Source organism: Telmatobacter sp. DSM 110680 (assembly GCF_039994875.1).
In the GTDB taxonomy this organism is placed as follows: Bacteria; Acidobacteriota; Terriglobia; order Terriglobales; family Acidobacteriaceae; genus Telmatobacter.
On the sequence record NZ_CP121196.1, the window covers coordinates 4,793,086 to 4,817,506 of the forward strand.

Consider the following 24,421-nt stretch of genomic DNA (forward strand, 5'->3'; position numbering starts at 1 on the left):
AGCTGGGAGCATCTTAGCAGAATCAACAACCATATGGACATTACTTGACGCGATCAAATCCTCGTATTGTCGAAAACCCGATCCGGATTGATCTCAAAATCCAAGCGCCGCCCAAATTGAATCGACCTTCGCCTTTGTTGCCTGATCCATCTCGATCATCGCGGGCCACGGGCGCTCAAAACCCTCGGCCTTCCACTTGCGCGTGGCGTCGATGCCCATCTTCGATCCGTAATTAGGCATGCGCGACGAATGATCGAGCGAATCGATTGGCCCCAGCGTGAATTGAATATCGCGCTCGGGGTCGATATTGTTCGTCACCCGCAGTACCACCTCACCAACGTCCTGCACGTCGCAATCTTCGTCGACCACCACGATGCACTTCGTAAACATGGCCTGACCCAGCGACCAGATAGCGCTCATGACCTTGCGCGCCTGCCCCGGGTAGCTCTTCTTGATCGATACCAGCATCAGGTTGTGAAAGACGCCTTCGACCGGCAAATTGATGTCGACGATCTCGGGAATCGTCAGCTTCATCGCGGGAAGAAAAATCCGCTCTACGGCCTTACCCATCCACGCATCTTCCATCGGAGGTTTGCCCACAATGGTCGCTGCATAAATCGGATCTTTGCGATGCGTAATGCACGTCAGGTGGAAAACGGGGTACTCGTCGGTCATGGTGTAGAAGCCGGTGTGGTCCCCGAAAGGCCCCTCACTGCGAAGTTCGCCCAATTCAACATAGCCCTCGAGCACAATCTCTGCGCTGGCCGGCACTTCGAGATCTACCGTCTCGCACTTCACAATCTCCACTGACTTGCCGCGTAGAAATCCCGCGATCATGAACTCTTCAACCTCCGGCGGCGCGGGCACAATCGCAGCAAAGGTCGTTGCCGGTTCAGTTCCGATGGCGACGGCAACTTCCAAACGCGAGCCTTTCAGATTGCCCATCACTACTTGCGGAATGCCGCCGATCGGCCCGTCGGGAATCGCCACCGCTCCGCCCGCCGACTCGGCCATCGCTGCGACTCTTGCCGACTTCGAATCGCCAACGGAGCCGGCCGCGGCCTGCGCTCGCAGCGCTTCGCGATAGTGTTCTGCCGCCACCTTCTGCCGCTGCCAGTGCATGCCTGTCGTCTGTCCGTCGTACACCTGCATGCGGTACATCCCGATATTGCGTTTGCCGTTGCGTGGGTCGCGCGTGTGCACACACGGCAGAGTGATAAAGCGTCCGCCATCGTACGGCCAGCACTTCAGGATCGGAAATGCATTCAGATCAAAGTTGTTGCGAAGAATTACTTCCTTACACGGCGCATCTTTGGCGAGCACCGTCTTTGGAAATGCACTGGTCAACGCACCAAGTTGCGGCAGCATTTTTAATTTGTCGAAGAGTCCCGAAGGAGCCTTGACGTTCATCAGGCCCTTGATGCGCTCGGCAATTTCGTCGAGCCGCTCCACGCTTAGCGCCATCGCCATGCGCCGTTCGCTGCCGAACTGATTCATCAAAACTTTGTGGCCGGGATACCCCTTGATGTTTTCGAAAAGCAGGGCTGGGCCACCGGCCGAGTACTTCCCTTTTGTGGTGACACCTTTGCCATGCGCGCCAATCTTGCTTACCCGGTCGGTGATTTCGGTGATCTCAAGATCCGGCGAGACCTCTTCGCGAATCCGTTTGAGTTCGCCATTCTTTTCCAGCGCACTGATCCAGTCGCGCAGATCTTCGTATGCCAACGCATTTCTCCCGGCGGTCGTCTGCAGTCCCAGCATGCGATCTTCTCGAACTGGGTTGATCGACCGCTTCCCCATTCATACTAAGGCTTTAGCCTTCGGTACTTTTGTTTCGCCGTAGTCCAGTTCCAACCAGCACATTTCAAAATCCGGCATCTAAGGCAACAGATAGCAATCATTGCGACGAGGATCCCCCACTATGCCTCCATCTCCGCAAGTGAAATGCCACCCCTACTTCAAGCTGCGCAGGCTTACTCCTCACATCCAGATCGGCCCCCTGGCTCCATCGCCATGGAACGTTCCCAATCTCTGCACCGCCTATCATTGGCCCAACGGCCTTGCAGGCGGAGGCGTGATCGCGATCGTCGAACTCGGCGGCGGCTGGGTGCAATCCGACATCGACCAGTACTTCAAGTCCATCAACCAACCAGTTCCGCATATCACTGACGTCTCCGTTGATGGCACCAAAAACAGCCCCAATCAGAGCACCGGTTCCAACAGCGACCCCGATTACGAAGTCGCGCTCGACATTGAGGTCGCAGGAGCCGCATATTACGCGGCTACCGGAAAGGCCGCCACCATTCGCATGTACTGGTCGCAGGACATCGCATCGGCGGTGCAAAAGGCGGCCAACGATGGCTGCGATGTGTGTTCCATTTCATGGGGAGCTGACGAAGCAACGTGGGGCACCACCGCGGCACAGGAGATGGAATCCGCCGCCGCGACCGCTACCGACCTCGGCATGGTCGTCTTTGCGGCGTCCGGCGACAACGACTCAAGCGATGGCGGCTCAACCCCTGCCAATGTCGATGCACCTTCCTCGTGTCCGCACGTCGTGGGTTGCGGAGGAACCTACAAAACCACCACCGTCGAGACCGTGTGGAACGACAGTCCGGGTCAGACCAATGGCGAAGGGACGGGCGGAGGCTACTCCACCATCTTTCCTGTGCAGAGTTTCCAGATCGGAGTACCCAAGCCGCCCGCCGGCTCAACGTTTGGAAAGGGCCGCATGGTCCCCGATGTCTCTGGTGACGCGGATCCCAACACTGGGTACAACGTTATCGTTCATGGATCAACCACTGTCGTCGGAGGGACATCGGCCGTTGCGCCGCTCTATGCGGGATTGTTCGCTGCGTTTGGAAAGAAGCTCGGGTTCGTCACTCCGTCGCTTTATCAAAACCAGGCTGACTTCAACGACATCACCACGGGCGGCAATGGCTATTACAACGCCGCTCCCGGACCCGATCCATGCACAGGCATCGGCTCCCCCGTCGGGGGCAAACTGGCGTCATTGTTCGTGAAACCCGCGTAGGTGTTACGTTCGTCGAGGTCTATTGCCCACCGAATAAGAGCGCACCGCCGATCGCCAGCACCAGAGAGATCGGCATGATTAGCATGCCTGCTTTCAGGAACTGCCAAGCGCTGACATGCATCCCTTCGCGACGTATCGCGATAAGCCACAATATCGTCGCGAGGGAGCCAGTGATGGAGAGATTCGGCCCCAGATCGATACCAATCAGTACAGCCTGCGATAGAAGCGGGCGAAGCGTCATGCTGTGCAAAGTGGCGCCGGCGATCAGTCCCAGGGGCAGATTGTTGACGAGGTTCGTGCCAAACCCGACGGCTACAGCCAGCGCTAAACCGCTCTCCACTCGCGGCCATTGAGTTGCGTGTTCGGTTGCCGCCTGCAGCATCTGCAATGCGCCTGCACTCTTGACTGCTTCTACGATGACAAACAGGGCGGCTACGAGCGGCAGCACGGTCCAGCTGATTTCGCGCACCAGACGCACGGGATTGGAACGGCCCATGATCAGCACCAGGGATGCAACCACGAGGGCGGCGACGCACGTTGGCAAGCCCAGGTCCACCTTGAGCGCCGACGCAATCAGGAGAACACCCGCAACGGCGAATATGCCGAACAGGCTCACTTTGCCCAGAGACGTGAGCTTTACATCGACACTTGCCCCATCGCATGGCGCGTCCAAATCGTTGCGGCTAAACCAGCGCAACAAAAAGTAAGTGGCAATAATGGAAATGATGGAAGGCCCAATGAACATAGCCAGCCACTTCATCAGCGGCGGCATGGATGCGCGAAAGACCACGAGGTTGGCGGGATTTGATATCGGCAGCACAAAGCTGGCCGCGTTCGCGATCATCGCGCACGTCAGCAGGTAAGGCATTGGCTTTGCCTTGGCGTGTTTTACAGCTGAGAGCACCGCGGGAGTAAGAACCACTGCAGTGGCATCGTTCGACATGAAGATGGTCACCACGGTTCCAACACCGTAGATCAGCGTGAATAAGTGCCGTGACGATCCATTGGCTCTCTTCACCGCAATATTGGCCAGCCAGTCAAAGACGCCATTGGTCTTCGCCAACTCCGATAACAGCATCATGCCTGTGAGGAAAAGATAGACATCCATCCCCTCGGCAACCGCATGGCCAGCCAGCCTAAGGGGGATGAGGCGAAGTACACAGAGCAGCAGCGCCCCCGCCGTGGTCCACACGAACTCGGGAACGCCGAACGGCCTGAAGAGCATGAGCGCAATGCTGAGGGCAGATATGCACCAGATTGCGACATGCGCCATCAAACGTTTCCTCTTTCAAAAGTAAGAATGGTTGGAAGCTCCTGCGCAGTTGATAGGACCGAGAAACTCTGCACGCCTAGGTCAAGATCACAGTCCGCTTTCACTAGGATGAAGAAAGAACACGAAGTGATGGGACATGGTTCGGCTCTGTCTGAGAATTAGCTGCGGTCAGGTTCAGTGCGCCCTGTAGAGTTCCCGTACCACTTCGGATACTGGGATGACGGGATTCACCGGGGGAATCGCATCGAGGGGAAAGCCCAGCCTCTTCCACTCGTCATAGCCGCCGCGCAGCGGACGCACGCGCTCGATCCCCAGCTTATGTAGCGTCATCGCAGTCTTGGCTGCCGTCGCTTCACTGGGGCATGTGCAGAACAGCACCACATCCCGATCACGCGGAATCTCAATATGCCGCGCGGCCAGCGCATCAGGCGAAAAATGCAACGCGCTCGGCAGCGTAAACGGTTCCGCGACCAGTTCCAGCGGATGCCGCAGGTCCACGATGTATACCTGTTCGCCGGAATCGAGCTGCGCTTTCAGTTCTTCAGGTTCAAGGCGGGAAGCCACCAGCTTCTTCAGGACCATCCGCCGCCGATACACGCGCACGATGAAGAATCCCAGAATGCCCAGGAGCAATAGCGCGCCCGAGAATCTTCCCACCCAATTCAAAAGACCGGGATCGCGCTTCAGCGCGTCGCCGAACAATCTTCCGCCGCTCAGCAGCGCAAGCAGCCAGAGCGTCGCGCCAATACTGTCGAAGAAGAGAAATTTGGCCAGCCCCATGCCGTTTTGCCCGGCCACTGGCGCAGCAAGTGTTGCGAGGCCCGGCACAAACTTGGCGAACATCAGCATGGTGCCGCGGCGGCGCCCAAACGAGTCCTGCGTGCGGCGAACGCAGATGGTCGGCTCCATCGAGAGTTTGCAAAGAATACGCAGCACATGGTGCCCGTAGCGCCGGCCGATCAGAAACCAGGTCGTGTCTGCCGTCATGCAGGCCAGCAGCCCTGCCAGAAACGCAACGACAAAGCTGATCTGGTGTTCCGCCGACATGGCCCCGGCTGCAAGGAGCACCGGTGTGGCCGGCAAAGGGATGCCGAATTGCTCTACCAGAACCCAACCGAAGAGCAGCAAATATCCGTATGTGAGGAGAATCTGCGTGGGAAGTTCCATGACCGAATCCGATTTGCTGCTAGGGTTTGGACCAGGAGTCAGCGCCGAACGGCTGAACTCCTTGACCTCAATCTATCGGATGTTTGCGAATCGATTTCGTTTCAATTCCATCAATCAGCCGCCCTCAAGCTGACAAGATTACTCAACAAAGACTGGTCTGGCTCACACGACGCGTGATTGCGCGCAGCGGACGCAGTGGCAATCCTTCATCGTGTGTTGCTGTATTTGCGGTCAGGTGCTGGGGCGTAAGCCGGAGGCATCTTCAAGGTCGCTTCTACCTCGCCGATTCGGTCCCTGAGGCGACGCTTTATTTCCGCAACTGTATCGCTTTCCCCGAGGTGACCGGTCTGGTCAAAGTGCTCGAGATAGGTGCGCAGTTCCTGAAGCAGTTCCTGGGGAAGACGGTGACCCATAGACAACCGATTGTTGCAACGTTTGTGCACTCTTGCAAGGTTACCCGCATTTGGAACTTCCTCCGGGAACCACAAGTCTCACGTCTGACACCCAAAACCTCATCAGAATCGGGAAAAAATGCGCGTCGTCATTCCACGTAAACCATTGCGAGACAGTTGAATACGTCGTGGTTGTTTCACCCGGACGGAGTCCATTGGCTCGACATCCTATCAGTCCTCATCGAAACAGAAAAGCCGCCCGAAGGCGGCTTTGGCTGTGAAATGGCTTATCACTACCGGATGGAAGGGGCACTGGTAAGTTGCAGAGTGGCGCTATTTTGCGTGCCTTTGTCGGCGAAGTAGTTGCGATCCCAGAGATTCTTGTAAAACTCGCCGGTCAGCTCGGCAGCGCGGGGGCCGAACGTAGGCCGTCCGCCTTCGAGGAAGAACACCGTCACAAGGCTCCCTTGGGGCGATTCGGAGTACGAGACAAACCATCCGAAGCGCGTTCCCTTGTCGGAGCAGGTTCCGGTCTTGCCAAAGACTGGCAGTTCCTGGAAGTTGGCGCGCAAGCGGCGGGCGGTTCCATATTGCACCGCGCCGGCCATCCCGTCTTGCAGGTCAGGCACGTAACGGGCGATGTCGAGGGACCGCTTCACCTTGGGCTGGAAGGCCATGACCTCTTCGGTCGATGTGGGGTGCTGCAAGTAGTAAAGAGTTCCGCCGTTGGCGATCGAGGCAACGAAAGCGCCCAACTGCAGAGGAGTCATCGAAACGCCCTGCCCAAAGCTGCACATGCGCCCGACTCCGCCTTCGGAAGTGGGAAGAGCCTCGGAGGGATATTCGCCAAGTTGCTCACCATCGATGTGGTATCCGGCCAGTTCCCCAAGTCCAAACTGCCTGGCATAGTGGCGGACTCGTTCAAATCCGAGTTCGCGGCCGAGTTCCTCGAAATAAAGGTTGTTGCTCTTGGCAATGGCGTCCGTCATGTTCATGCGGAAGCCTGCCAGTTGAACTGGGGTGTCGCGTGTGACCAGGCCTTCACTCAGTGCTGCCAGCGCAACAGAGATCTTGATGGTGGAGCAGGGCTCGGCTCCCGGCGAAAGCGCCAGTTTCTGATTGACCATGGCGAGGATACGGCCATTGGAAGGATCAATCACTACTGCGGTACCGTTCATGTCCCCCAGCGCGTCAATTGCCGCCTGGCGAACTACCGGATCTTCTCCGGCCGTGACGTCGCCTGCAAATATGTCGCCCTTGGCGAAAGAGCTAGCCGTGAAGCGCTCACCAAAATAACGATGACGATGGCGGCCAGTCAGAACGGCATGATGCAGCGATGCGCTGGAACTCGTGGTATGTACACGATGAAGACTGGTGTAGGAATTACTGGAATGCGTGGTATGCCTGACGGCAAGATGTTTGCTCGCGGTTCGCGAGTGATGCACGGTGTGCTGGACGTCAAGCGCAGTCGCACTTCCGGCGCCGAAACTCGTTCCAATAACCGCTAGCCCCAAGGCACAAACGCAAGACAGTCTCATCCTGAACAAATTCCCCTCAACAAAGGATCGCGTGCCATGCGTCTGCCAAGCAGAATCGCACTTCGTTCTGAAGCTAAAACTGTTTATCCCACACGCGTAGACCGCAGTATGTGAGCGATGTCACGAGGTAACTAAATGTTAACCTCTCACTCACCCTGGGGGAAAAGACAGCAGCACTACATGCTTCTATGTTTGACTCTGAATTTCGAGAACTTACATGAACTATACCGCTCTATCGATTCAAAGCAAGTCCCGATTGGTTTTGAGTCACTCAGAATTTCATCCGCCGCATAAAGGTGGGAACGTCGAGATCCCGTTCCTCCTCGGTTTCGCCAGCAGATAAAGGACTTATCGCTGGTTGAGGCAGGTGGTCCTCGGTAATCGACGGTGCTCGCATGCTGTTACCAAAGTCAGAAGCATAGTCGCGTGGAAGTGGCACAAAAGCCGGTTCCTCGGTGGCTTCGGAGGCGTGGAACCGGGCTGCCGCCACAACGAACTCGGCTTCGCCATCACCAGAGTCCTCGTCTTCTTCCTCGCTCATGAAGCGCGGGGGGGCGGGGGTGGGGGGTGGGGGTGGGGCCTTTTCACGCATCCATGAGTCCGCGGCGACGACCGGCACTGTAACAACGGCCATCTCCTCCACGCTCAGCATGCGGGCACGTCGCTCTGGCATCTGGTCGCGGAAGCCTGTGGCGATAACCGTAATCTTCACCTCATCGCCCATCCGCTCGTCGAGCACCGCGCCGAAGATGATGTTGGCATCCTCGTGCGCCGAGCTTTGGATCAGCGAGGACGCCTCGTTAACTTCGGAAAGCTTCAGGTTGCTGGATCCAGTGATGTTGATGAGAATGCCGCGTGCTCCATCGATCGCACCTGCATCTAGCAGCGGCGAGGCCATTGCGGCCTGTGCCGCTTCCTTCGCGCGATTGTCGCCAGAACGAATCGCTGTCCCCATGACCGCGTGGCCCATCCCGGCCATCGTGGTCTTTACGTCGGCAAAGTCGCGATTAATGATGCCGGGGATCGTGATGATGTCGGAGATGCCCTGCACACCCTGCCGCAGAACATCGTCGGCGATGCGGAAACTCTCAAAGAACCCCGCATCCTTGGCGACTGCGAGCAGTTTCTCGTTGGGGATCACAATCATCGTGTCAACGCTCTCTAGCAGTTCCTTGAGCCCGCGCTCCGCCTGTTGCAGACGGCGCTTGCCTTCAAATGCAAATGGACGGGTGATGACGGCGACGGTGAGGATACCCATTTCGCTGGCGAGTGACGCGATGACTGGAGCCGCACCAGTTCCGGTACCCCCGCCAAGGCCAGCCGTCACAAACACCATGTCGGCGCCTTCAAGGGCTTCGATAATTTTTTCGGAGTCTTCAAGAGCAGCACGACGTCCCACATCGGGATTTGCACCCGCGCCCAGCCCGGAGGTAAGGCGGACGCCGAGTTGCAACTTCACCGGTGCCAGGGAGAGCTTGAGCGCTTGCACGTCGGTATTGGCCGCAATGAATTCGACGCCTTCGAGGCCAGCCTGAATCATGCGATTGACAGCATTACCACCGCCGCCGCCCACTCCAATTACTTTGATCCGCGCGCCTCTAATTTCTTCGTCGTGAAATTGAATCCGAATTTCAGCGGCTTCTGCCTTCTGCTGATCCATAGCGTCTGGCGCCTCCCCATTTGTCATTGACATTGATCCCTATCTTAAAAACTGGCTGCAAAGATGGCGCGCAATTTAGCACGCAAGCTGTTGTTTTCTGCCGCACGGGTTACGCGTGTGCGATGTGCATACAGTAGCATTCCGATGGCAGTGGAAAAGCTGGGATGAACTAATTCGCCGGGCATGTTCGAAAGCCGCACCGGCATACCTGTTCTCGCCGGAACGCGAAGCTGGCTCTCGGTAACGTCGAGCATTCCGGGCAACATGGCGCCTCCGCCGGTCAATACGCATCCGGCACCGAGCGCTTCAAGTACGCCCCCCTGGCGAAGACTTTCTTTTACAAAATATAAAAGCTCGCGGGCTCGCGGCTCGAGAATCTCCGCCAGGTTGCGCAATACGAGACGCTGCGGCTCAGGATTGTTGATTTCAATCTCAGCCTCAAGCGGAACGGCAGTAACGATGGCGTGGCCATACTGCTTCTTCAACTCTTCAGCCTGGGCCACCGGCATCTGCAGACCGACGGCGAGATCGTTAGTGAAGTGATTTCCGCCCACGGGAACCGATGAGGTGTGCGCTACCGCTCCTTCGAAGAAGACGACCAGGTCGCTAGAGTGGGCGCCGATGTCGAGCAGGCATACGCCGAGTTCGCGCTCATCGGCTGAAAGTGTTGCCTCCGCGGCGGCGATTGACTCCAGAACCGCCTCAGAAACTTCGAGGCCCGCACGATTGGCGCACGTGACGGTGCTTTGCAGCGCGCTGCCGGAGCAGGTGGCAATGTGCAGATCAACTTCGAGGCGTGCTCCGACCATCCCCACTGGATCAAAAATGCCCGGCTGGTCGTCAAGAATGAACTGGCGCGGAAGCAGATGCAGAATTTCGCGATCCGGAGGCCGCTCAACGGCACGTGCGCGTTCGACGGCGGCGCGTACATCCTCCCGAGTAATCTCGCGCATGCGGCTTCCCAGGTCGAGTCCGCCATTGGTATTGAGTCCGCGAATGTGCGGACCACCAACGCCAACCACGCATTGATCGATGTTGGCGCGCGCGGTCCACTCCGCCTGCTCGTTCGCCTGCTTCACGACTTTAGCCGCGGGCCCGAGTTCAGAGATCAGGCCTTTTCGCATTCCGACCGATTCCACCAGCCCGTGTCCTCGATAACGCAGCGCGCCCTCGTTCACGTCAGCCGCCAGCACCCGCGTCCAGGCACTGCCCATGTCGAGCACCACAATCAGGTTTTCCTGTTTCTCGCTCATCGTTCTCTCACTGGCTCGTGGCTGTGGTTCCGGGGTGCGGCTTCGGAGTTGACTTCTTCACGGTATGTTTTGGATCTGAATGCTTGGTCTTGGTGGCGCTGGTCTTCGCGGCTTTACTCTTCGCAGCTTTGGCTTTGTTGTTGGCCTTGGAGATCGGTCTCGCGGGCGTGTGGACCTTGGTCTTGGCTGTGTCAACCTGTTTCGGTGCAACAGCCTTTGGAGAGGCCGCCTTCACTTCCGGCCTGACGGTTTCGGCTTTCGGCGGATCGGCCGGTCCATCGATGGCTTCGCTCGGCATCAACTTCGCCGGCGCGGAGTTTGCTCCGCCTGTCATCTGCAGGACAACCTGCTGCTCGTAGCGCAGGTCAACCTCAGCAAGGTTGGGATACTGCTGGCGCCACTCGGCGATGTGCGCTTTGTAGCGCTGATAGCGCTCGAGGAAATGATCTGCGCCAAAGTGCGCCACAATATCCGTTCCCTGCTCCGGCATCAGCACGCGCGCATCTTCAGGATCAGCCAAATCAATCTCGGAGACCTGGTCGGACAAGTGCTGTCCATTGGCATCGAGTTCGCTGACGAGGTGCTGATACACCTCCATGCGGGCGCGGCGCGAGGCGATTGGATCGCGGCTGTCGATTCCGGTGACGACCGGAAAGGAGTAGTGATGCTGCGCCATCATGGACGGCGGCTCGGTGAGAAGCACTCCGTTGGCATCGACGAGGCCGACCTGCGCGCCCTGCCGCAAAAACGCGATGGGCTTACGCTCCACCACGGTGATGCGAATCTGATCAGGCAGCAAACGCATAACGGTCGCGTGCTCGATCCACGGAATCTGCTCGAGCTGCTTGCGGCGTTCGTTGAGAGGCACGAAGAAAACGTTACGGCCAATGTCTTCGCCGAAGACGGGCAGCATCTCTGCGCGGCTTACCTGTCCCAGCCCGGTGGCCTGAATGTTGCTGGTGCCGGCGATGCGGAAGCGTGAATCATGTTCGAGAAAACTTCGCAGCACATAAGCCCCGACAGCAAAGGTGGAGAAGACAGCGACTACACCAGTCGCAAGGAAGATGCGCCCGATTGGAGTCGCCGGGCGCCACCAGCGCCGAACTGGCTCCTCGCCGAATCTACGTGGCTTGCTGCGGCCGCGAGGGGCGTCGTCCTCGTCGTCCATGTCGATGGGCATTCCTGGAAGTCCGCGCGCCGAGACTGGCACGACTGGCTGCGCCCGCCGAAATCGCGGTTCTGCGGGGGCGTCTTCCTCCCACGCAAGGGACCGAGTTTTATTGTCACGTTGAGCCACGCTTGAGCCGTAGGTCGGGAGAGTCGCCAGCTCAACTATAGACCGCGTAAAGGTGGCTTTTTCCCGCATACGCGGCAAGGGGAACCCGTACCGTAACGGGCCTTCTATCGAGCCCGGAACCTGGCATGGAATAAGCTACCAAAATGAGGCATTTGCGATTGCTCGGTCTCGGATTTTTTCTAGCGATGAGCGGGCTTGCCGCGCTGTCGCAATCGGCTGCCTATCGGTATATTCGCGCCGGAGAGCCAGCGAACATCAACGCGCAGTCTCGACCTGGGTTCGCATTGATGGGCGGCGGGACTGATCTAGATGAGGCGTTTCAATTCTTGTGCGATCGGTCCGGGGGTGGAGATTTTCTAATTTTGCGCGCCACCGGCGACGACGAATACAACTTCTACCTGCGCGGTATCTGCCATCTGAATTCGGTGTCGACGCTGATTATTCCCAATCGCGACGCCGCTGCCGTTCCCTTTGTCGGCGATGCAATCAAGCATGCCAGCGCGATCTTTATTGCGGGTGGCGACCAGGCGAACTACATCAACTTCTGGATGAACACGCCGGTGCAGACGGCGTTGAACGATGCGATCAGTCGAGGCGTGCCCGTGGGTGGAACCAGCGCGGGACTGGCAGTGATGGGTGAATACATCTACACCGCACAAGGCGACAAACCGGATGATCCCAACCTCGACGGAAAGACCGCATTGGCGGATCCATATAGCGCGCGCATTACGCTGGCGAGCAAGTTTCTCAATATCCCCATCCTCAAAGACGTCATCACTGATACGCATTTCGCGCGGCGCGACCGCATGGGCCGGCTGCTTGTTTTTCTGGCGCGCCTCAATGAGCCAGAGGGAAAACCTCGTGCTGGAAACGTACCGGGGATTCGTGGCATTGGCGTGGAGGAGCGAGCTGCCGTACTGCTTGATCCGGATGGAAAGGCGCGCGTGGTCGGCTTCGGAGCGGCTTATTTTATCGATGCCAAAGAGGCAGACGGACAGTCGCAACCTGGCAAGCCGCTCTCGTTTGGTCCTTTCGAAGTACAGAAGGTTGCACCGGGCGCCAGCTTTTATCTCAAGTCCTGGGCGGGCGACTCCATCAGCTACAAAATCTCCGCCAAGGCCGGCAAATTGCGATCTACGCAGACGGCCAACGAAATCTATTAAGACCTTCGACTTCGATGTCGCCTGCGCGACCTTCGCCAAGACGAAGCGAACGTTTGTCGACGAGAGACTCCGCTTCCCTGCTAAGACCAGTACAGCGTTTGTACGGAGTCGGCAGGTAAGTCAACGTCGAGTGTCTTCGTTCCCGTCATGAGTTGAACCTGTTTTTGCGCACCCTTGTTCGCGATCACTACAACGCAGCTGCCATCTGGGTTTGAGAAGCCGCTATGAGACACGCCTGTTTCCGCAGGATTGCCGAGTCCGTTGGTAGCGAACACTTTTGCGCCGCGCTTGACGTGTTTTGAATAATGCGCAAATGCCCAGTACTGACCACTCATCGTGACCTTGTGCGTTGCGTTGTCGATGGTGATGACGCCGCCGCAGGAGAATGGTCCGATATCCGGACGGCCCTTCTCGTCGAGCGCAACATTCCATGCCGTGATCGATCGCGCCCAGTTGTTGAGAATACCGTTGTACTGATCGGCCCACTTTGTATAGTCCGTCTGGTAGTCGGGTTGATTGACGTCAGGTCCACCCTCGGTCCAATAAGCATTCTTTGCAGGGAATGCATCATGCACGCGCGTCATCGCCGTGGGCTCGCCCACATAGCCGTGCCAGGCGATTCCATCGACCGCGTCGTAGACCGATGGATCGCTCAGCTCGTCGATGGCGCGTCCCCACAAGCTGTAGTTGTGATCGAGAATCCAGATCTTGGTGTTCATGCCGGCTTTGCGGATCGCCGGGGCCAAAAAGCGAGCGGCGAACTCCATCTCCTGCTCTTGCGAAAATAGACAAGCGGGCATGTGTCCTTCCTGCTCGGCGTCGGTTTCGTTCTGAACAGTCACCGCATCGATGGCGACACCTTCGGCCTTATACGCTTCAAGAAACTTGACGAAGTAGTTCGCATAAGGGCCAAAGCTTAGCTTGCGCATTGCGCCGCCGATCATGGAGTTGTTCGGCTTCATCCAGCCCGGAGGACTCCACGGCGATGAGAACAGGAACATCTCAGGATTCTGCTTGCGCGCTTCGCGCAGGATGGGCAGGTAGAACTCCTTATCGTGATCGATCGAAAACTTTTTCAGATCAGGATCGGGTTCCGTGCTCTCGTCATAGCTGTAGGCCTTGGTAGTGTAGTCGCTTGCGCCGATGCAGGTGCGGCAGACATTCAAAGCGAGCGCATCCGGCGCAAACAGATCGCGCATTAGCGGCATGCGCTCTGCATCGCTCAGGCGGCTGAGAACGTATGCAGAAGCCTCGGTGATTGCGGCGCCGAAGCCAAGGATCTGCTGACGGGGAGCGGACATATCAAGTTGGATTGCGTCTGCCGCAATTTGAGTGGCCCGCTTCCATTCGAGGCTCGGCCTCGCGACATGACGCTGATCGCGGAACGTACCCCACACCTTCACTGCGCCGAAGGGCGGATCTGCTGCGGCCCAGGCAGGAGTTGTACGCGTGATGGCGAGTGCTGCTGCTGTCGCTGAGGCAGCTTTCAAAAAATCCCTGCGCGAACCGTGCTTCATTTGGCGCTCCTTGCTTTAAACAATTGTTTGTCGGCGGAATGATAGCAAAGGAATACAGGCCACGAAACCGTTTGACTAATGACTGTGATGGCTCGCACAGCGGGGAGAAATGGCAAAAGGGACCGTTATGCCTTCGACTCAAGCTCCGCCAGTATCTGCGGAGCGAGCTGGCTCACACTGCCGGCGCCCAACGTCATGATCATGTCTCCCTCGCGGGCGCCACCTGCAACCGCTGCCGCTGCGGCAGCAAAGTCGGGAGCATAATGTGCCGGCGGTGACGTGATCTTCGATGTCAGCAATTCGGCGGTGATGCCGGGAAGCGGCTCTTCGCTGGCGGCATAGATCGGCAGTACAAATACGCTGTCGGCGTCGATGAATGCTCCGCCAAATTCGTCGAGCAAGTCACGGGTGCGGCTGTAGCGATGCGGCTGGAAGACTACATGAACGCGTCCATGGCAACATTCACGCGCTGCAGCGAGAGTGGCGCGAATTTCGGTAGGGTGATGGCCGTAGTCGTCGACCACGGTGACGCCGCGTGCGTGTCCACGAATCTGAAAACGGCGATCGACGCCGCGAAAACTGGAGATGCCGGCTGCTATTTTTTCAGACTCCAATCCAAGCTGATGCGCGATGGCGACGGCCGCGGTGGCATTGAGCGCATTGTGACGGCCGGGGACATGCAGTTCAAACGAACCAAGCTTACCGGTGGGCGCGTGAACCTGGAAGTGCGAGAAGCAACCTGGGCGCGCCTCGAGAAATTCAAGTCGGTAGTCGGCTTCGGGCGCGGTGCCATAGGTGAATACGCGCCGATGCACCTGGGGCAGAATCGCTGCGAGAGTCGCATTATCAATGCACGCCGTCACCGCGCCGTAGAAGGGAACCTTGTCCATGAAGGCGAGGTAAGCCTGCTCCACGTCGGCCATATCGCGATAGCAGTCCATGTGCTCGCGGTCAAGATTGGTAACGACGGCGAGAATGGGCGGCAGTTTCAGAAATGAGCGATCGCTCTCATCAGCTTCCGCAACGAGATATTGTGTAGTGCCGAGTTTGGCGTTGGAGCCGAGCGCGTCAACGCGACCGCCTACGACGACTGTTGGATCAAGGCCGCCGGCAGCAAGCACCGAAGCGACCATCGATGTCGTTGTTGTTTTTCCGTGCATGCCGGCGATGGCGATGCCGTACTTCAGGCGCATCAACTCGGCCAGCATCTCGGCACGCTGAATCACCGGAATCTTCGAGGCGCGGGCCTCCACTACTTCTGGATTGGTCGGCGAGACTGCCGAACTGGTGACGACAACGGTAGCACCGACGACGTTGGCGGCCTTGTGCCCTTCATAAATCGTTGCGCCCAGCTGGGCGAGACGATCGGTGACCTGGCCGCGGCGAAGATCGGAGCCGGAGACCTGAAAGCCCATGTTCAGCAGGATCTCGGCAATGCCGCTCATGCCGATACCGCCGATACCGATGAAGTGCGCGTGCTGTGAAGTGACAAACATTTAGACGAAGCTTCAGGTTAGCATCCGGCGTCGGCACTCAGTTCCAAGCCGATCATTTCAATCCTCAGTTGGAGCCGAGCGAATCAATAAAGCAGATATTTTGCGCGAACCGTCTGAAAGCGATCCAGCGAAGGACGCCAGTCATCGGCGATGCGCCGGGGGTCTTCGGCGTTGATAAGAGCGTCGAGTGCTGCCTTGTTGACCATGAGCGTGTCGAGTCCTGCGAGTTTGTACTGATCGGGATAGAGTTTGTGCAGTGCGGCTGCGATTTCTAAGCCCATTCCCGGCGCATCGAGCGCATTGCGGTCGGTGACAATGATGTTCACCCCACCACATCCTTGCCCGGCATAAACAGAACTCGACGGCGAGAATGTGACTGGAATGAAGCGAACGCCGCCGACTTGGCGCGCGTTCAGATAGCGAGAGAGATCCGCGGGAACAATCCAGGGCGCACCGACAACCTCGAAGGGCGTGTCAGTTCCGCGTCCTACAGAAATATTTGTGGTCTCGATCATGCCGATGCCGGGATAGAGCGTGGCCGCCGTCAGACTTCGCATGTTAGGTGAGGGATTAATCCACTCATTGCCGGTGGAATCGAACCAGTCGCCGCGTTGCCAACCTTGCATTGAAACAACAGTCAGTTTCGCGTTGATAGCGCGTTCGACATTGAACATGCGCGCCAGTTCCCCCATGGTCATACCGTGACGGATGGGCGTTTGACCGTAGCTCACAAACGATTCGCGGCCCGCGTCGGCAACGGGGCCCTGCACAAATGCGCCTGTAAGCGGATTGGGGCGATCGAGGATAACGATGGGCTTGCCAGCCTTTGCGGCAGATTCGAGAAAGAAGCCCATCGTAGTTTCGTAGGTGTAGAAGCGCACGCCCACGTCGGCGATGTCGTAGACGATGACGTCGAGACCGGCGAGAACAGCGGGATCAGGCCGTCGCTGTACATCGGTTTCACCGTAGACGCTGTAGACCGGCGTGCCGGTGGCGGAGTCGCGTGCGTTGCCTATGGTGGTTGTGTCGAGTTTGCCCTCGATACCATGCTCGGGGCTGAAGATGGCGGCAAGTCGGAGGCCGGGCACGTGCGCGAGTAAGTCCGCAGTGCGCTGGCCATGCGCATCGATCCCAGTTTGGTTGGTTACGAGTCCGATGCGGACCGGGTGCGCAGGATCGGGATGAAGTTCGCTGAAGTTGTCGGCCTCAAGTACATCGATGCCAGCTTTTACATCGCCATTGCGATGTTCAAAGCGTCGCGCCGCCATCAGCGATTCGTTGTAGCCGGTGATGCGAGCGAGGCGCAGCTTCTGGGCTTCAGAGGGTGTGAGCGCGAGACCCTGAACAACGGCGGTGGCGACGCGCGAACGCAGCGACACCGTCGATCCGCCGCCGCGCGGATGGACGGCGTTGGTGAGCAGAATGATATAGGTGTCTGTAACCGGATCCATCCAGATGGACGTGCCCGTAAATCCTGTGTGCCCGAATGACCCGACAGGCAGCAGTTCGCCGCGATTGGACGAGAAGGGCGAATCGATGTCCCATCCCAACCCGCGCAGGCTCGCGGAATTAGCGGGCTGTTGCGGCGTAGACATCTTCTCAATGCTCTCGCGGCTCAGTACTCGCGATCCATGAAGCATTTCTTCCGCAAAGATGGCAAGATCGTCGGCAGTGGAGAACAGGCCTGCGTGGCCGGCGACTCTGCCCATCCGTCTTGCTGTGGGATCGTGCACTACTCCTCGCAGCATCACGCCGTTCTCGTCGTATTGCGTTGGCGCGATGGCAGGCTTCCACGTGTCGGGAGGCAAAAAACGCGTGTGCTTCATCCCCAGAGGTACAAAGACATTCCGGTCGGCGAACTCGTTCAACGTGAGACCGGAGACCTTTTCGACGATGAACCCGAGTACTTCAAAGTTGATGTCGCTGTAGACGAACTGGCTGCCAGGAGGATTGGCGGGCGTCTGCTGCATTGCCATCGTGAACGCGGTATCGCGACCTTGCCAGGATGCTTTCAGATCCAGATCGGGGGCGAGGCCAGAGTAGTGAGTGAATAGCTCCCGCACTGTAATGTCCTGTTTGCCGTTCTGCGCAAACTCGGGCAGATATTTCGCTACCGGATCGTTCAACCGCACGCGGCCGTCCTGCACAAGTTTCATCATTGACGTCGTCGTCGCGATGCACTTGGTAAGCGAAGCAAGATCGAAGATGGTGCCCGCCGTCATCGGCTCGCGCGATGGTTCAAGCGAACGAAAGCCAAGCGCCTTGCGATAAAGGATGCGGTGATTGTGTCCGATCAGTAGCACGGCGCCAGGAATCTCGTGGTCTGCGACAGACTTTTCAATGATCGGGTCAAGGACCTGATTGAGCGCCGAGTGCAGCTTTGGCGGTTCGGATTTGGAACGATGGGTGGCGGAGACACGCTGCGCTATGGCGGACGAAAACACACAGAAAAATAGGAAGGATGCAAGGATTGGCAGACGGTATGATTTTTGAAATTGAGCCACGGAGACCCCGGGGTGAATATCAGTGCCAGTTATAACAGCACCCCCATGCCTTCACAGCGAACGACTTTTTTGCGGCAAAGATCTTTTGTTAAGTGCGGCAAACTCTGGGCTTACGCTTAATCGATAACTGGAATTCGCCATAAAGCTCCGCCAACTCTCTAAGTGCAAGAATATTTGTTGCAACGAATAACATGCCTGGCGCGTCCATTCATCAGGTTCCTGCGGTTCCCCGGTTATTACCTGCTTACAGCGCCCAAACCCGGCTTACGGAGTTTTTCGGCGACGATCTCAACCCTAAAGCCCGCTGCGAAAGTCTCGGGCTGAGATATGAAAGGATTTTGAATGATGAAGCGTTTGGCAGTGACACTTGGCATGTTGGCGATGGCGGCTCCGATGATCGCTGTTGCTCAGACTTCCACCTGGACCCCCGACAAGGCGCATAGCGAGGTCGATTTCAGCATTCTTCACATGAGCCTCTCCAAGGTGCATGGCCGCTTTGGCATCAGCGGCGGGCAGATCCAGTGGAATGAGGCGGACGTCACCAAGTCCACGGTGACCGTAACCATTGACGTCAACACGGTAGACACCGGCGTGAGCGGGCGCGACGCGGATCTGAAGAGCGCGGGCATGTTTGACGTTGCACAGTTCCCCACCGCGACCTTCACGAGCACCAGCGTGGCCAAGACCGCAAACGGTCTCACCGTGAACGGCAACCTGACATTGCACGGCGTGACCAAGCCGGTGGTGCTGCAGGTTGAGGGGCCCATGGGACCAGTCCCGGGAATGGATAAAAAGCCGCACGCAGGTTTCTCCGCGACAACCACGATTAGCCGCACTGCTTTTGGCATTGGAACGAAGTATCCGACGGCTGTACTCGGAGATGATGTGCCGTTGAGTATCGAATTGGATGTCGCGAAGCAGTAACCACAAGCCGGCCCCGAGTCGCCAGCTCCAGAAAATCAACCGAAGCACGTCAGCGAGCGGAACAGCGCGCTGAAGGATCGACATGGCAGGTTTGAAACGCGAAATCGCACAGGAGCGCCCATTCTCAAGCAAAGAAGAAGAGGCGTTCCTGAACCTGCTGCGTACTTCCGATTGCCTTCATCGGGCTTTCCAGCGTGGAACGCGGCAGTGGGGTGTTACCTCTACTCAATACAACGTGCTGCGAATCTTGCGCGGAGCTCAACCGCAGGGTCTGACGTGCACAGCAATCGGCGATCGCATGATCACGGCGGAGCCGGACATCACCCGCCTGCTGGCGCGCATGAAGGTGCTGAAGCTGATAAAGCAGCAGCGCGACAAACGCGACCGGCGCGTGGTGTGGACGCAGATCTCAACGGCAGGATTGGAACTCTTGGAAAAGATGGATGCGGAGATAACCTGGATGCCGCGCGAGTTACTGGGACACCTGAATCCCAAAGAACTCGACCAACTGATTCGGCTTCTGGAACTGGCGCGGAAGAATTTCACCGGCGCGCAGGAACCCGTGAGTTGCACTGGCGAACGGTGCGACGTGGCAGAAACGGGCGAAAACAGCCACTAAAAACTTCGGCGCCGCCCGCGGGCAGCGCCGTTGTCGATGAATCGATGTCTGCGAATCAGCGGGCAACAATCTTTTGCGCGACAATGACCTCGTCGGCATCGGATTTGATGATCTTGTTGTGCAGGCAGTAGAGGGCAAGTTCGAGACGGTCTGAAACTCCCAGTTTGTCGTAAATCTTGCGCAGATAGTTCTTGATGACCTGTTCGGTTGTCCCGAGCTGGAAGGCGATCTCCTTGTTGCGCTTGCCCTGCGTAATGCAGGTGATGATCGCGGTTTCCTTGGGAGATAGCCGTGGCTGAGTGCGCGGACTAACGAGTGCAGCCGCCTGGGCGCGATATGCGTCGATTACCCAGTTCACGGCCTGATTGTCGATCCATGTCTCACCGGTTGCAATGCGACGCACGCATCGCACCAGCAGATCAGGCGAAATCGACCGTGAAATGATGCCGCGAACGCCGCGTCGATAGAGATCGACGGTCTGGCTTTCGTCGCTGCCGAGCGCCTGGACGATCAGCTTGACATCGGGGGCTACGCGGAGGACGTCCGGGATAGCGGTCGGTGCACCGGTTAGCAAACCACCTTCGATAAGAACGACGTCGGCGGGGTGACGTTCGAGCGCTGAACGAAGGTTTTCCAACGAGTCGGCTTGTGCAACGACGCGGATATCGTCTTCGAGCGCGAAGATTTTGCGAATTCCGACGCGGTAGATTGCCTGTGAGTCCGCAAGAATAATGCGAATGGTCCCCGGCTTGATCGGAGCGTCTAGTATTTCGCCATCAGGTGTTTCGTCGAGAAGTTCCATAAGTGGCTGCTGCAGCCGTCAATTCAGCGCTTACTGCTCCACGAAATGATACTCATCGATAGTGGCAGCAGCCTGATATTGACTTTGGCTTATGGAGCAGCGTACCACACGTCCACGACAGTGAACTAACACATCCTGGGGAGTGCCGAGCACACTTCCGGGCATGCGCAAATGGAAATCGAGTTCCTCGCCAACGGCAAGCGGACCGGTAAGTTCAAGCAAAACACCGTTCGCTGATACGTTGCGGGTAACGGCGGGATGGTCATGGAGTTTGTCGTCAGCCATCTCGACGGGCAAGGAGAGCGGAAAACGTACCGCGCAACGAACTTCTTTCAGGAAATTGCCGCGGCCAGTTTGGCTCATTTCTTCGGGTGCGTCTGTTTTGGAGATCTCCATCATGCTGATGTCCTTTTCCCGCTTATACGTCCACATGCTGAATGTATACAACTTCTGCAGTAGAACCTAGAGCACGAAAGTTTAAAAGTAGTAATCGTGTAGGTAACTCTGCCTGGGGAAAACGGCATCAGAGGGCGTGCAGAGAATACCAAAGACGAGCAATTGAACCTAAGCGATCATATATAAAAAGCCGCTGATCCTCCCACCCATTCCTGATTTTTATTGTGGTCGACGCCCATCATCTTTCCGCGTCCCAGACGCACGAGGGACAAGGCTGGAGTCAGGGCGCCGTCATCGGGCCATATATATAGAATGCGGATCTCCGCCTGAGTGAGCCCAAACGGTGTTTCGATGGTGGGCTCAAATCGCATCCGTTGCTGCACCAGGTACTCGCCGCGGTCCGCAGGTGGAATTGCCTCAAGACGTTCACGCGACGGTTCAAACTCGATTCCCTTGCCAGCAAACGAAAACAGCGGTTTGAGCAGAAGCTCTTCGTATCCTGCCGCATCGGGGTGCGCCGGCATGGATACTCCAGCATTTGCGAGAAAGTCGCGTCCGGAGCCGGCGAGGAACTCGTCGACGAAGACTGCCGGAGGAACAACTGGGAAGCGCCCGGCCTGTGCCAGCCACGGAATCGAAAACTTGCTGATAAGGAAATACCAGTTGGGGTGCCCGGCCCATTCCACATCCCAGGAACGCGAGAGATCGAACGGCAGCCGTATATTACGAGCAATCAGTTCGTCGGCAATGGCCCGATTATAGATACGGTGTATGGGAGTGAGTTGCCCTGAATGGTTGCGGTAGTACAGCTTGTTACCGCGGGGTTCGAGCAGCGCGATGTCGACCACCGGGATGCCCAGACGCTCCGAGGTTACGTGGAAGTCCGGGTAGGTCTTCTGGTGGAGCGGGTCCACTTCGGTGAGGACGACGTTCTCCGGGTCGTGCATGCCGAGGATGGTTCGCCGCAGCAGATTCCAATAGGAAGATTCATTCAGCCCCCCCAGAAAACTGCCGAGCGATGAGGGCAAGTCAAAAGCTTCACGATAGGCCTTGCAAAGTTCCGCTTGATAGGCAAAGACCGATGGAAAGGCCTGGATTTCGACGAGCCGCGGTACCAGTTCACCTGTCGCGTCGCGGATGAGGGCGAAATCCGCTGTCAGAAAATGCGGGTGGGTTGTCTGTGACGGCACGTCGAAGCCTGCGGGTATCGCCTTACGAGCGGCAGCCAGATAGTCAGGGTTCGAAATCAGGTATCGAGCCAGTGTTGACCCCTGGTCCGCCATCTCATCGAGCAATCTTCTGGGAATGAAGATTGGGGTTTCGGCCACTCGAAACTGGATCGGCCCTCCGCATTGGCGATCGAGACGTCCCAGCAGTTCGGCATACCCCTGAGAAGAGTAAGTTGCGTTGAACGAATTGCGCAGTTCAGGGATCAATCTATCTCCTGCAATCAATCGCTTTCATCAATCGGCCGTTGAATCGAGAGGCTGCAGTCTCCACTGCATGCCACAAGAGGGCTGCGGGAGATTGTATCCGAACGGCGAGAGGCATCAGCAAGGTAACGGTAACGTGACCTTTTCGTCACCGTTACTCGCCTTTTCCCACTATATAGTACAAGATAACGTTATCTGGCAATTTATTTTTGTCACTTCAGTACTTTTGTTGTATCGAATTGCACTGTTTGCGTTAGTCTTCTTGCAGTTTTCGTTGTTAACACTGAGGAAATTCCAAAATGTCTTCGTCATGGTTGAAAGTTTCATGCGTGGCTCTTGGTACTGCTATGGCTGCGTTCGCAGCTAATGCGGTCGCAGCGCCCTCGTATTTTCATTCGGCACAAAGTGGATTTGCGGCTACTTCGCCAGTCATCGTGCAGCCACCGCCGCCGACCGGTAAGGGTTCCGGTTCTGGGTCGAGTTCCGCAATGATGTCGCCAGTCATTGTGCAGCCACCGCCGCCGACTGGTAAGGGTTCAGGGTCTGGGTCGAGCTCCGCAATGATGTCGCCGGTCATCGTGCAGCCACCACCGCCGACCGGTAAGGGTTCCGGTTCTGGGTCGAGCTCCGCAATGATGTCGCCAGTCATCGTGCAACCGCCACCGCCGACCGGTAAGGGTTCAGGCTCCAGCTCGAGCTCCGCAATGATGTCGCCAGTCATCGTGCAACCGCCGCCGCCGACCGGTAAGGGTTCAGGATCCAGCTCGAGCTCCGCAATGATGTCGCCGGTCATCGTGCAGCCACCGCCGCCGACCGGTAAAGGTTCAGGATCCAGCTCGAGCTCCGCAATGATGTCGCCAGTCATCGTGCAACCGCCGCCACCGACTGGTAAGGGTTCCGGATCGAGTTCGTCCAGTTCCTAGGCTGTGTCGTCTGTCCTGGTTTCCCCGCCGCCGACGACGGGGAAACTCGCCGGGTAACACATCATGTTCGAAAATTAGCGAGAAAAGGTGCCAGGACTGCTATTCTCTTGCTATTCGTCTGTCGATAGAGAATTGGCGGGAGGCGGACGGTGACCTTGGATACTACATTCTTTCTCGTCGGAATTCTCGTAGAAGCAGCCATCCTTGGGCTGCTTATTTTTCAGCGTATATATAAGAAACTTCCCCTCTTTACAGCATATGTGGCCTGGAGTCTGGTCAGCGACATCGGATACCGCCTTCTGCGCCGACAATTTCCAGATTCCGAATTTCGCATTTACCTTTTGAGTGCTGTCATTGACGCTTGTTTTGTTTTTTGCGTCCTCATTGAAATATCAATGTCGGTGCTCGAGCCTATTCGATCTTCGCTCCCTCGCTGGACGGTTTTTGCGGTTTCCGGGCTCATTGCGGCAGTCTGCTTCATCATCTGGCCTTTCGCCAAGTCACCTGGAATGGAGGACGCTGGGCGCATCTATCAGTGGATTGATCACCTTAATTTGACGACTGCTGTAGCTCGAGTTCTCCTTTTCCTCCTTTTGGCCGGTCTTAGCCAGCTGCTCTCTCTCGGATTACGCGATCGCGAACTCCAGCTTGCCACGGGGTTTGGATTCTATTCGCTTGTAGGGCTTCTCGCGGCAATGCTCCACCACAGCGGGACGGCCGTTGATCCCAATCAATTCCACAGGGTCGATCAGATTGTGACTGCAAGTTACCTGATCTCGCTGATTTATTGGGCTTTTAGCTTCTCCCAAAAAGTTCCGGAGAGACGCGAATTCACGCCGCAGATGCAGAGCTTCCTGCTGGCCATTGCCGGTGGCGCTCGCAGCACACGGATGGCAATGACCGACTCGAGTTCAAAGGGTGATCGCAATCCCCGACGGTAAACTCATAGGCATTTTGCGCGGTACGACTCAAAACCCACATTCCAAAGCTTCTTGGTTTGCGATCAAGGAGCTATACCCAGACCCGAAAG

Annotated in this window: 19 protein-coding genes; 5 read left to right on the forward strand and 14 right to left on the reverse strand. The window is 57.3% G+C overall.

Features of this window, described 5'->3' with window-relative positions; translation table 11 throughout:
* Nucleotides 1-93: 93 nt before the first annotated feature.
* Nucleotides 94-1,761 (reverse strand): UbiD family decarboxylase, encoded by a 1,668-nt coding sequence (locus tag P8935_RS19765; RefSeq protein WP_348262029.1) that lies wholly within the window; start codon nucleotides 1,759-1,761, stop codon nucleotides 94-96.
* 160 nt (nucleotides 1,762-1,921) lie between these two features.
* On the opposite strand from P8935_RS19765, the gene P8935_RS19770 reads away from it, so the two are divergent.
* Entirely contained in the window at nucleotides 1,922-3,034 is a 1,113-nt protein-coding gene (locus tag P8935_RS19770) for a S53 family peptidase (RefSeq protein WP_348262030.1), read from the forward strand.
* 19 nt (nucleotides 3,035-3,053) lie between these two features.
* Here P8935_RS19770 and P8935_RS19775 read toward each other — a convergent pair whose 3' ends face one another.
* The 6 genes from P8935_RS19775 to P8935_RS19800 form a co-directional block, all read right to left on the reverse strand.
* Nucleotides 3,054-4,307 (reverse strand): arsenic transporter, encoded by a 1,254-nt coding sequence (locus tag P8935_RS19775; protein WP_348262031.1) that lies wholly within the window; start codon nucleotides 4,305-4,307, stop codon nucleotides 3,054-3,056.
* Nucleotides 4,308-4,481: 174 nt separating this feature from the next.
* Nucleotides 4,482-5,474, reverse strand: coding sequence for a VTT domain-containing protein (locus P8935_RS19780; RefSeq protein WP_348262032.1), 993 nt, complete (start codon nucleotides 5,472-5,474; stop codon nucleotides 4,482-4,484).
* A gap of 685 nt (nucleotides 5,475-6,159) precedes the next feature.
* Nucleotides 6,160-7,404, reverse strand: a complete 1,245-nt coding sequence (locus P8935_RS19785; protein WP_348262033.1) for a penicillin-binding transpeptidase domain-containing protein — start codon at nucleotides 7,402-7,404, stop codon at nucleotides 6,160-6,162.
* A gap of 271 nt (nucleotides 7,405-7,675) precedes the next feature.
* Nucleotides 7,676-9,064, reverse strand: a complete 1,389-nt coding sequence (gene ftsZ / locus P8935_RS19790) for a cell division protein FtsZ (RefSeq protein ID WP_348262034.1) — start codon at nucleotides 9,062-9,064, stop codon at nucleotides 7,676-7,678.
* 44 nt (nucleotides 9,065-9,108) lie between these two features.
* Complete coding sequence (ftsA, locus tag P8935_RS19795) at nucleotides 9,109-10,317, reverse strand: cell division protein FtsA (RefSeq protein WP_348262035.1); 1,209 nt, start codon at nucleotides 10,315-10,317, stop codon at nucleotides 9,109-9,111.
* Between the two features lie 7 nt (nucleotides 10,318-10,324).
* The gene (locus P8935_RS19800) at nucleotides 10,325-11,527 is read right to left on the reverse strand and encodes an FtsQ-type POTRA domain-containing protein (RefSeq protein WP_348262036.1); all 1,203 of its coding nucleotides are present in this window, start codon (nucleotides 11,525-11,527) and stop codon (nucleotides 10,325-10,327) included.
* A gap of 230 nt (nucleotides 11,528-11,757) precedes the next feature.
* On the opposite strand from P8935_RS19800, the gene P8935_RS19805 reads away from it, so the two are divergent.
* Nucleotides 11,758-12,777, forward strand: a complete 1,020-nt coding sequence (locus P8935_RS19805) for a cyanophycinase (protein WP_348262037.1) — start codon at nucleotides 11,758-11,760, stop codon at nucleotides 12,775-12,777.
* Nucleotides 12,778-12,857: 80 nt separating this feature from the next.
* Here the strand turns inward: P8935_RS19805 and P8935_RS19810 are convergent, their stop codons facing one another.
* From P8935_RS19810 to P8935_RS19820, 3 genes are all read right to left on the reverse strand, one after another.
* Complete coding sequence (locus tag P8935_RS19810; protein WP_348262038.1) at nucleotides 12,858-14,294, reverse strand: glycoside hydrolase family 30 beta sandwich domain-containing protein; 1,437 nt, start codon at nucleotides 14,292-14,294, stop codon at nucleotides 12,858-12,860.
* Nucleotides 14,295-14,419: 125 nt separating this feature from the next.
* Nucleotides 14,420-15,790, reverse strand: coding sequence for a UDP-N-acetylmuramate--L-alanine ligase (murC, locus tag P8935_RS19815; protein ID WP_348262039.1), 1,371 nt, complete (start codon nucleotides 15,788-15,790; stop codon nucleotides 14,420-14,422).
* An 83-nt stretch (nucleotides 15,791-15,873) separates the two neighbouring features.
* The gene (locus P8935_RS19820) at nucleotides 15,874-18,294 is read right to left on the reverse strand and encodes an exo-beta-N-acetylmuramidase NamZ domain-containing protein (RefSeq protein ID WP_348262040.1); all 2,421 of its coding nucleotides are present in this window, start codon (nucleotides 18,292-18,294) and stop codon (nucleotides 15,874-15,876) included.
* A gap of 342 nt (nucleotides 18,295-18,636) precedes the next feature.
* On the opposite strand from P8935_RS19820, the gene P8935_RS19825 reads away from it, so the two are divergent.
* Both P8935_RS19825 and P8935_RS19830 read left to right on the forward strand, forming a co-directional pair.
* Nucleotides 18,637-19,218 carry a YceI family protein gene (locus tag P8935_RS19825; RefSeq protein ID WP_348262041.1) on the forward strand — a complete coding sequence of 194 codons (582 nt, stop codon included), beginning with the start codon at nucleotides 18,637-18,639 and terminating at the stop codon, nucleotides 19,216-19,218.
* Between the two features lie 82 nt (nucleotides 19,219-19,300).
* Nucleotides 19,301-19,837, forward strand: a complete 537-nt coding sequence (locus P8935_RS19830; protein WP_348262042.1) for a MarR family winged helix-turn-helix transcriptional regulator — start codon at nucleotides 19,301-19,303, stop codon at nucleotides 19,835-19,837.
* A gap of 55 nt (nucleotides 19,838-19,892) precedes the next feature.
* Here P8935_RS19830 and P8935_RS19835 read toward each other — a convergent pair whose 3' ends face one another.
* The 4 genes from P8935_RS19835 to P8935_RS19850 all read right to left on the reverse strand — a co-directional run bounded on the left by P8935_RS19835 (nucleotide 19,893) and on the right by P8935_RS19850 (nucleotide 23,333).
* Nucleotides 19,893-20,639 (reverse strand): response regulator transcription factor, encoded by a 747-nt coding sequence (locus P8935_RS19835; protein ID WP_348262043.1) that lies wholly within the window; start codon nucleotides 20,637-20,639, stop codon nucleotides 19,893-19,895.
* Between the two features lie 30 nt (nucleotides 20,640-20,669).
* Nucleotides 20,670-21,038 carry a PilZ domain-containing protein gene (locus tag P8935_RS19840; RefSeq protein ID WP_348262044.1) on the reverse strand — a complete coding sequence of 123 codons (369 nt, stop codon included), beginning with the start codon at nucleotides 21,036-21,038 and terminating at the stop codon, nucleotides 20,670-20,672.
* Nucleotides 21,039-21,211: 173 nt separating this feature from the next.
* Entirely contained in the window at nucleotides 21,212-22,471 is a 1,260-nt protein-coding gene (locus P8935_RS19845; RefSeq protein WP_348262045.1) for a hypothetical protein, read from the reverse strand.
* Nucleotides 22,472-22,859: 388 nt separating this feature from the next.
* Nucleotides 22,860-23,333 (reverse strand): hypothetical protein, encoded by a 474-nt coding sequence (locus P8935_RS19850; RefSeq protein ID WP_348262046.1) that lies wholly within the window; start codon nucleotides 23,331-23,333, stop codon nucleotides 22,860-22,862.
* Nucleotides 23,334-23,540: 207 nt separating this feature from the next.
* Here P8935_RS19850 and P8935_RS19855 point away from each other — a divergent pair, with 207 nt between their 5' ends.
* Complete coding sequence (locus tag P8935_RS19855; protein ID WP_348262047.1) at nucleotides 23,541-24,332, forward strand: hypothetical protein; 792 nt, start codon at nucleotides 23,541-23,543, stop codon at nucleotides 24,330-24,332.
* Nucleotides 24,333-24,421: the final 89 nt, after the last annotated feature.

What these genes read in the sequence shown, in the direction of transcription:
- P8935_RS19840 (WP_348262044.1), bottom strand. Translation starts at nt 21,038, where the DNA reads ATGATGGAGATCTCCAAAACAGACGCACCCGAAGAAATGAGCCAAACT.
- P8935_RS19785 (WP_348262033.1), bottom strand. Translation starts at nt 7,404, where the DNA reads ATGAGACTGTCTTGCGTTTGTGCCTTGGGGCTAGCGGTTATTGGAACG.
- P8935_RS19775 (WP_348262031.1), bottom strand. Translation starts at nt 4,307, where the DNA reads ATGGCGCATGTCGCAATCTGGTGCATATCTGCCCTCAGCATTGCGCTC.
- P8935_RS19825 (WP_348262041.1), top strand. Translation starts at nt 18,637, where the DNA reads ATGATGAAGCGTTTGGCAGTGACACTTGGCATGTTGGCGATGGCGGCT.
- P8935_RS19770 (WP_348262030.1), top strand. Translation starts at nt 1,922, where the DNA reads ATGCCTCCATCTCCGCAAGTGAAATGCCACCCCTACTTCAAGCTGCGC.
- P8935_RS19780 (WP_348262032.1), bottom strand. Translation starts at nt 5,474, where the DNA reads ATGGAACTTCCCACGCAGATTCTCCTCACATACGGATATTTGCTGCTC.
- P8935_RS19835 (WP_348262043.1), bottom strand. Translation starts at nt 20,639, where the DNA reads ATGGAACTTCTCGACGAAACACCTGATGGCGAAATACTAGACGCTCCG.
- ftsA (WP_348262035.1), bottom strand. Translation starts at nt 10,317, where the DNA reads ATGAGCGAGAAACAGGAAAACCTGATTGTGGTGCTCGACATGGGCAGT.
- P8935_RS19850 (WP_348262046.1), bottom strand. Translation starts at nt 23,333, where the DNA reads ATGACTGGCGACATCATTGCGGAGCTCGAGCTGGATCCTGAACCTTTA.
- P8935_RS19805 (WP_348262037.1), top strand. Translation starts at nt 11,758, where the DNA reads ATGAGGCATTTGCGATTGCTCGGTCTCGGATTTTTTCTAGCGATGAGC.
- P8935_RS19765 (WP_348262029.1), bottom strand. Translation starts at nt 1,761, where the DNA reads ATGCTGGGACTGCAGACGACCGCCGGGAGAAATGCGTTGGCATACGAA.
- ftsZ (WP_348262034.1), bottom strand. Translation starts at nt 9,064, where the DNA reads ATGGATCAGCAGAAGGCAGAAGCCGCTGAAATTCGGATTCAATTTCAC.
- murC (WP_348262039.1), bottom strand. Translation starts at nt 15,790, where the DNA reads ATGTTTGTCACTTCACAGCACGCGCACTTCATCGGTATCGGCGGTATC.
- P8935_RS19810 (WP_348262038.1), bottom strand. Translation starts at nt 14,294, where the DNA reads ATGAAGCACGGTTCGCGCAGGGATTTTTTGAAAGCTGCCTCAGCGACA.
- P8935_RS19830 (WP_348262042.1), top strand. Translation starts at nt 19,301, where the DNA reads ATGGCAGGTTTGAAACGCGAAATCGCACAGGAGCGCCCATTCTCAAGC.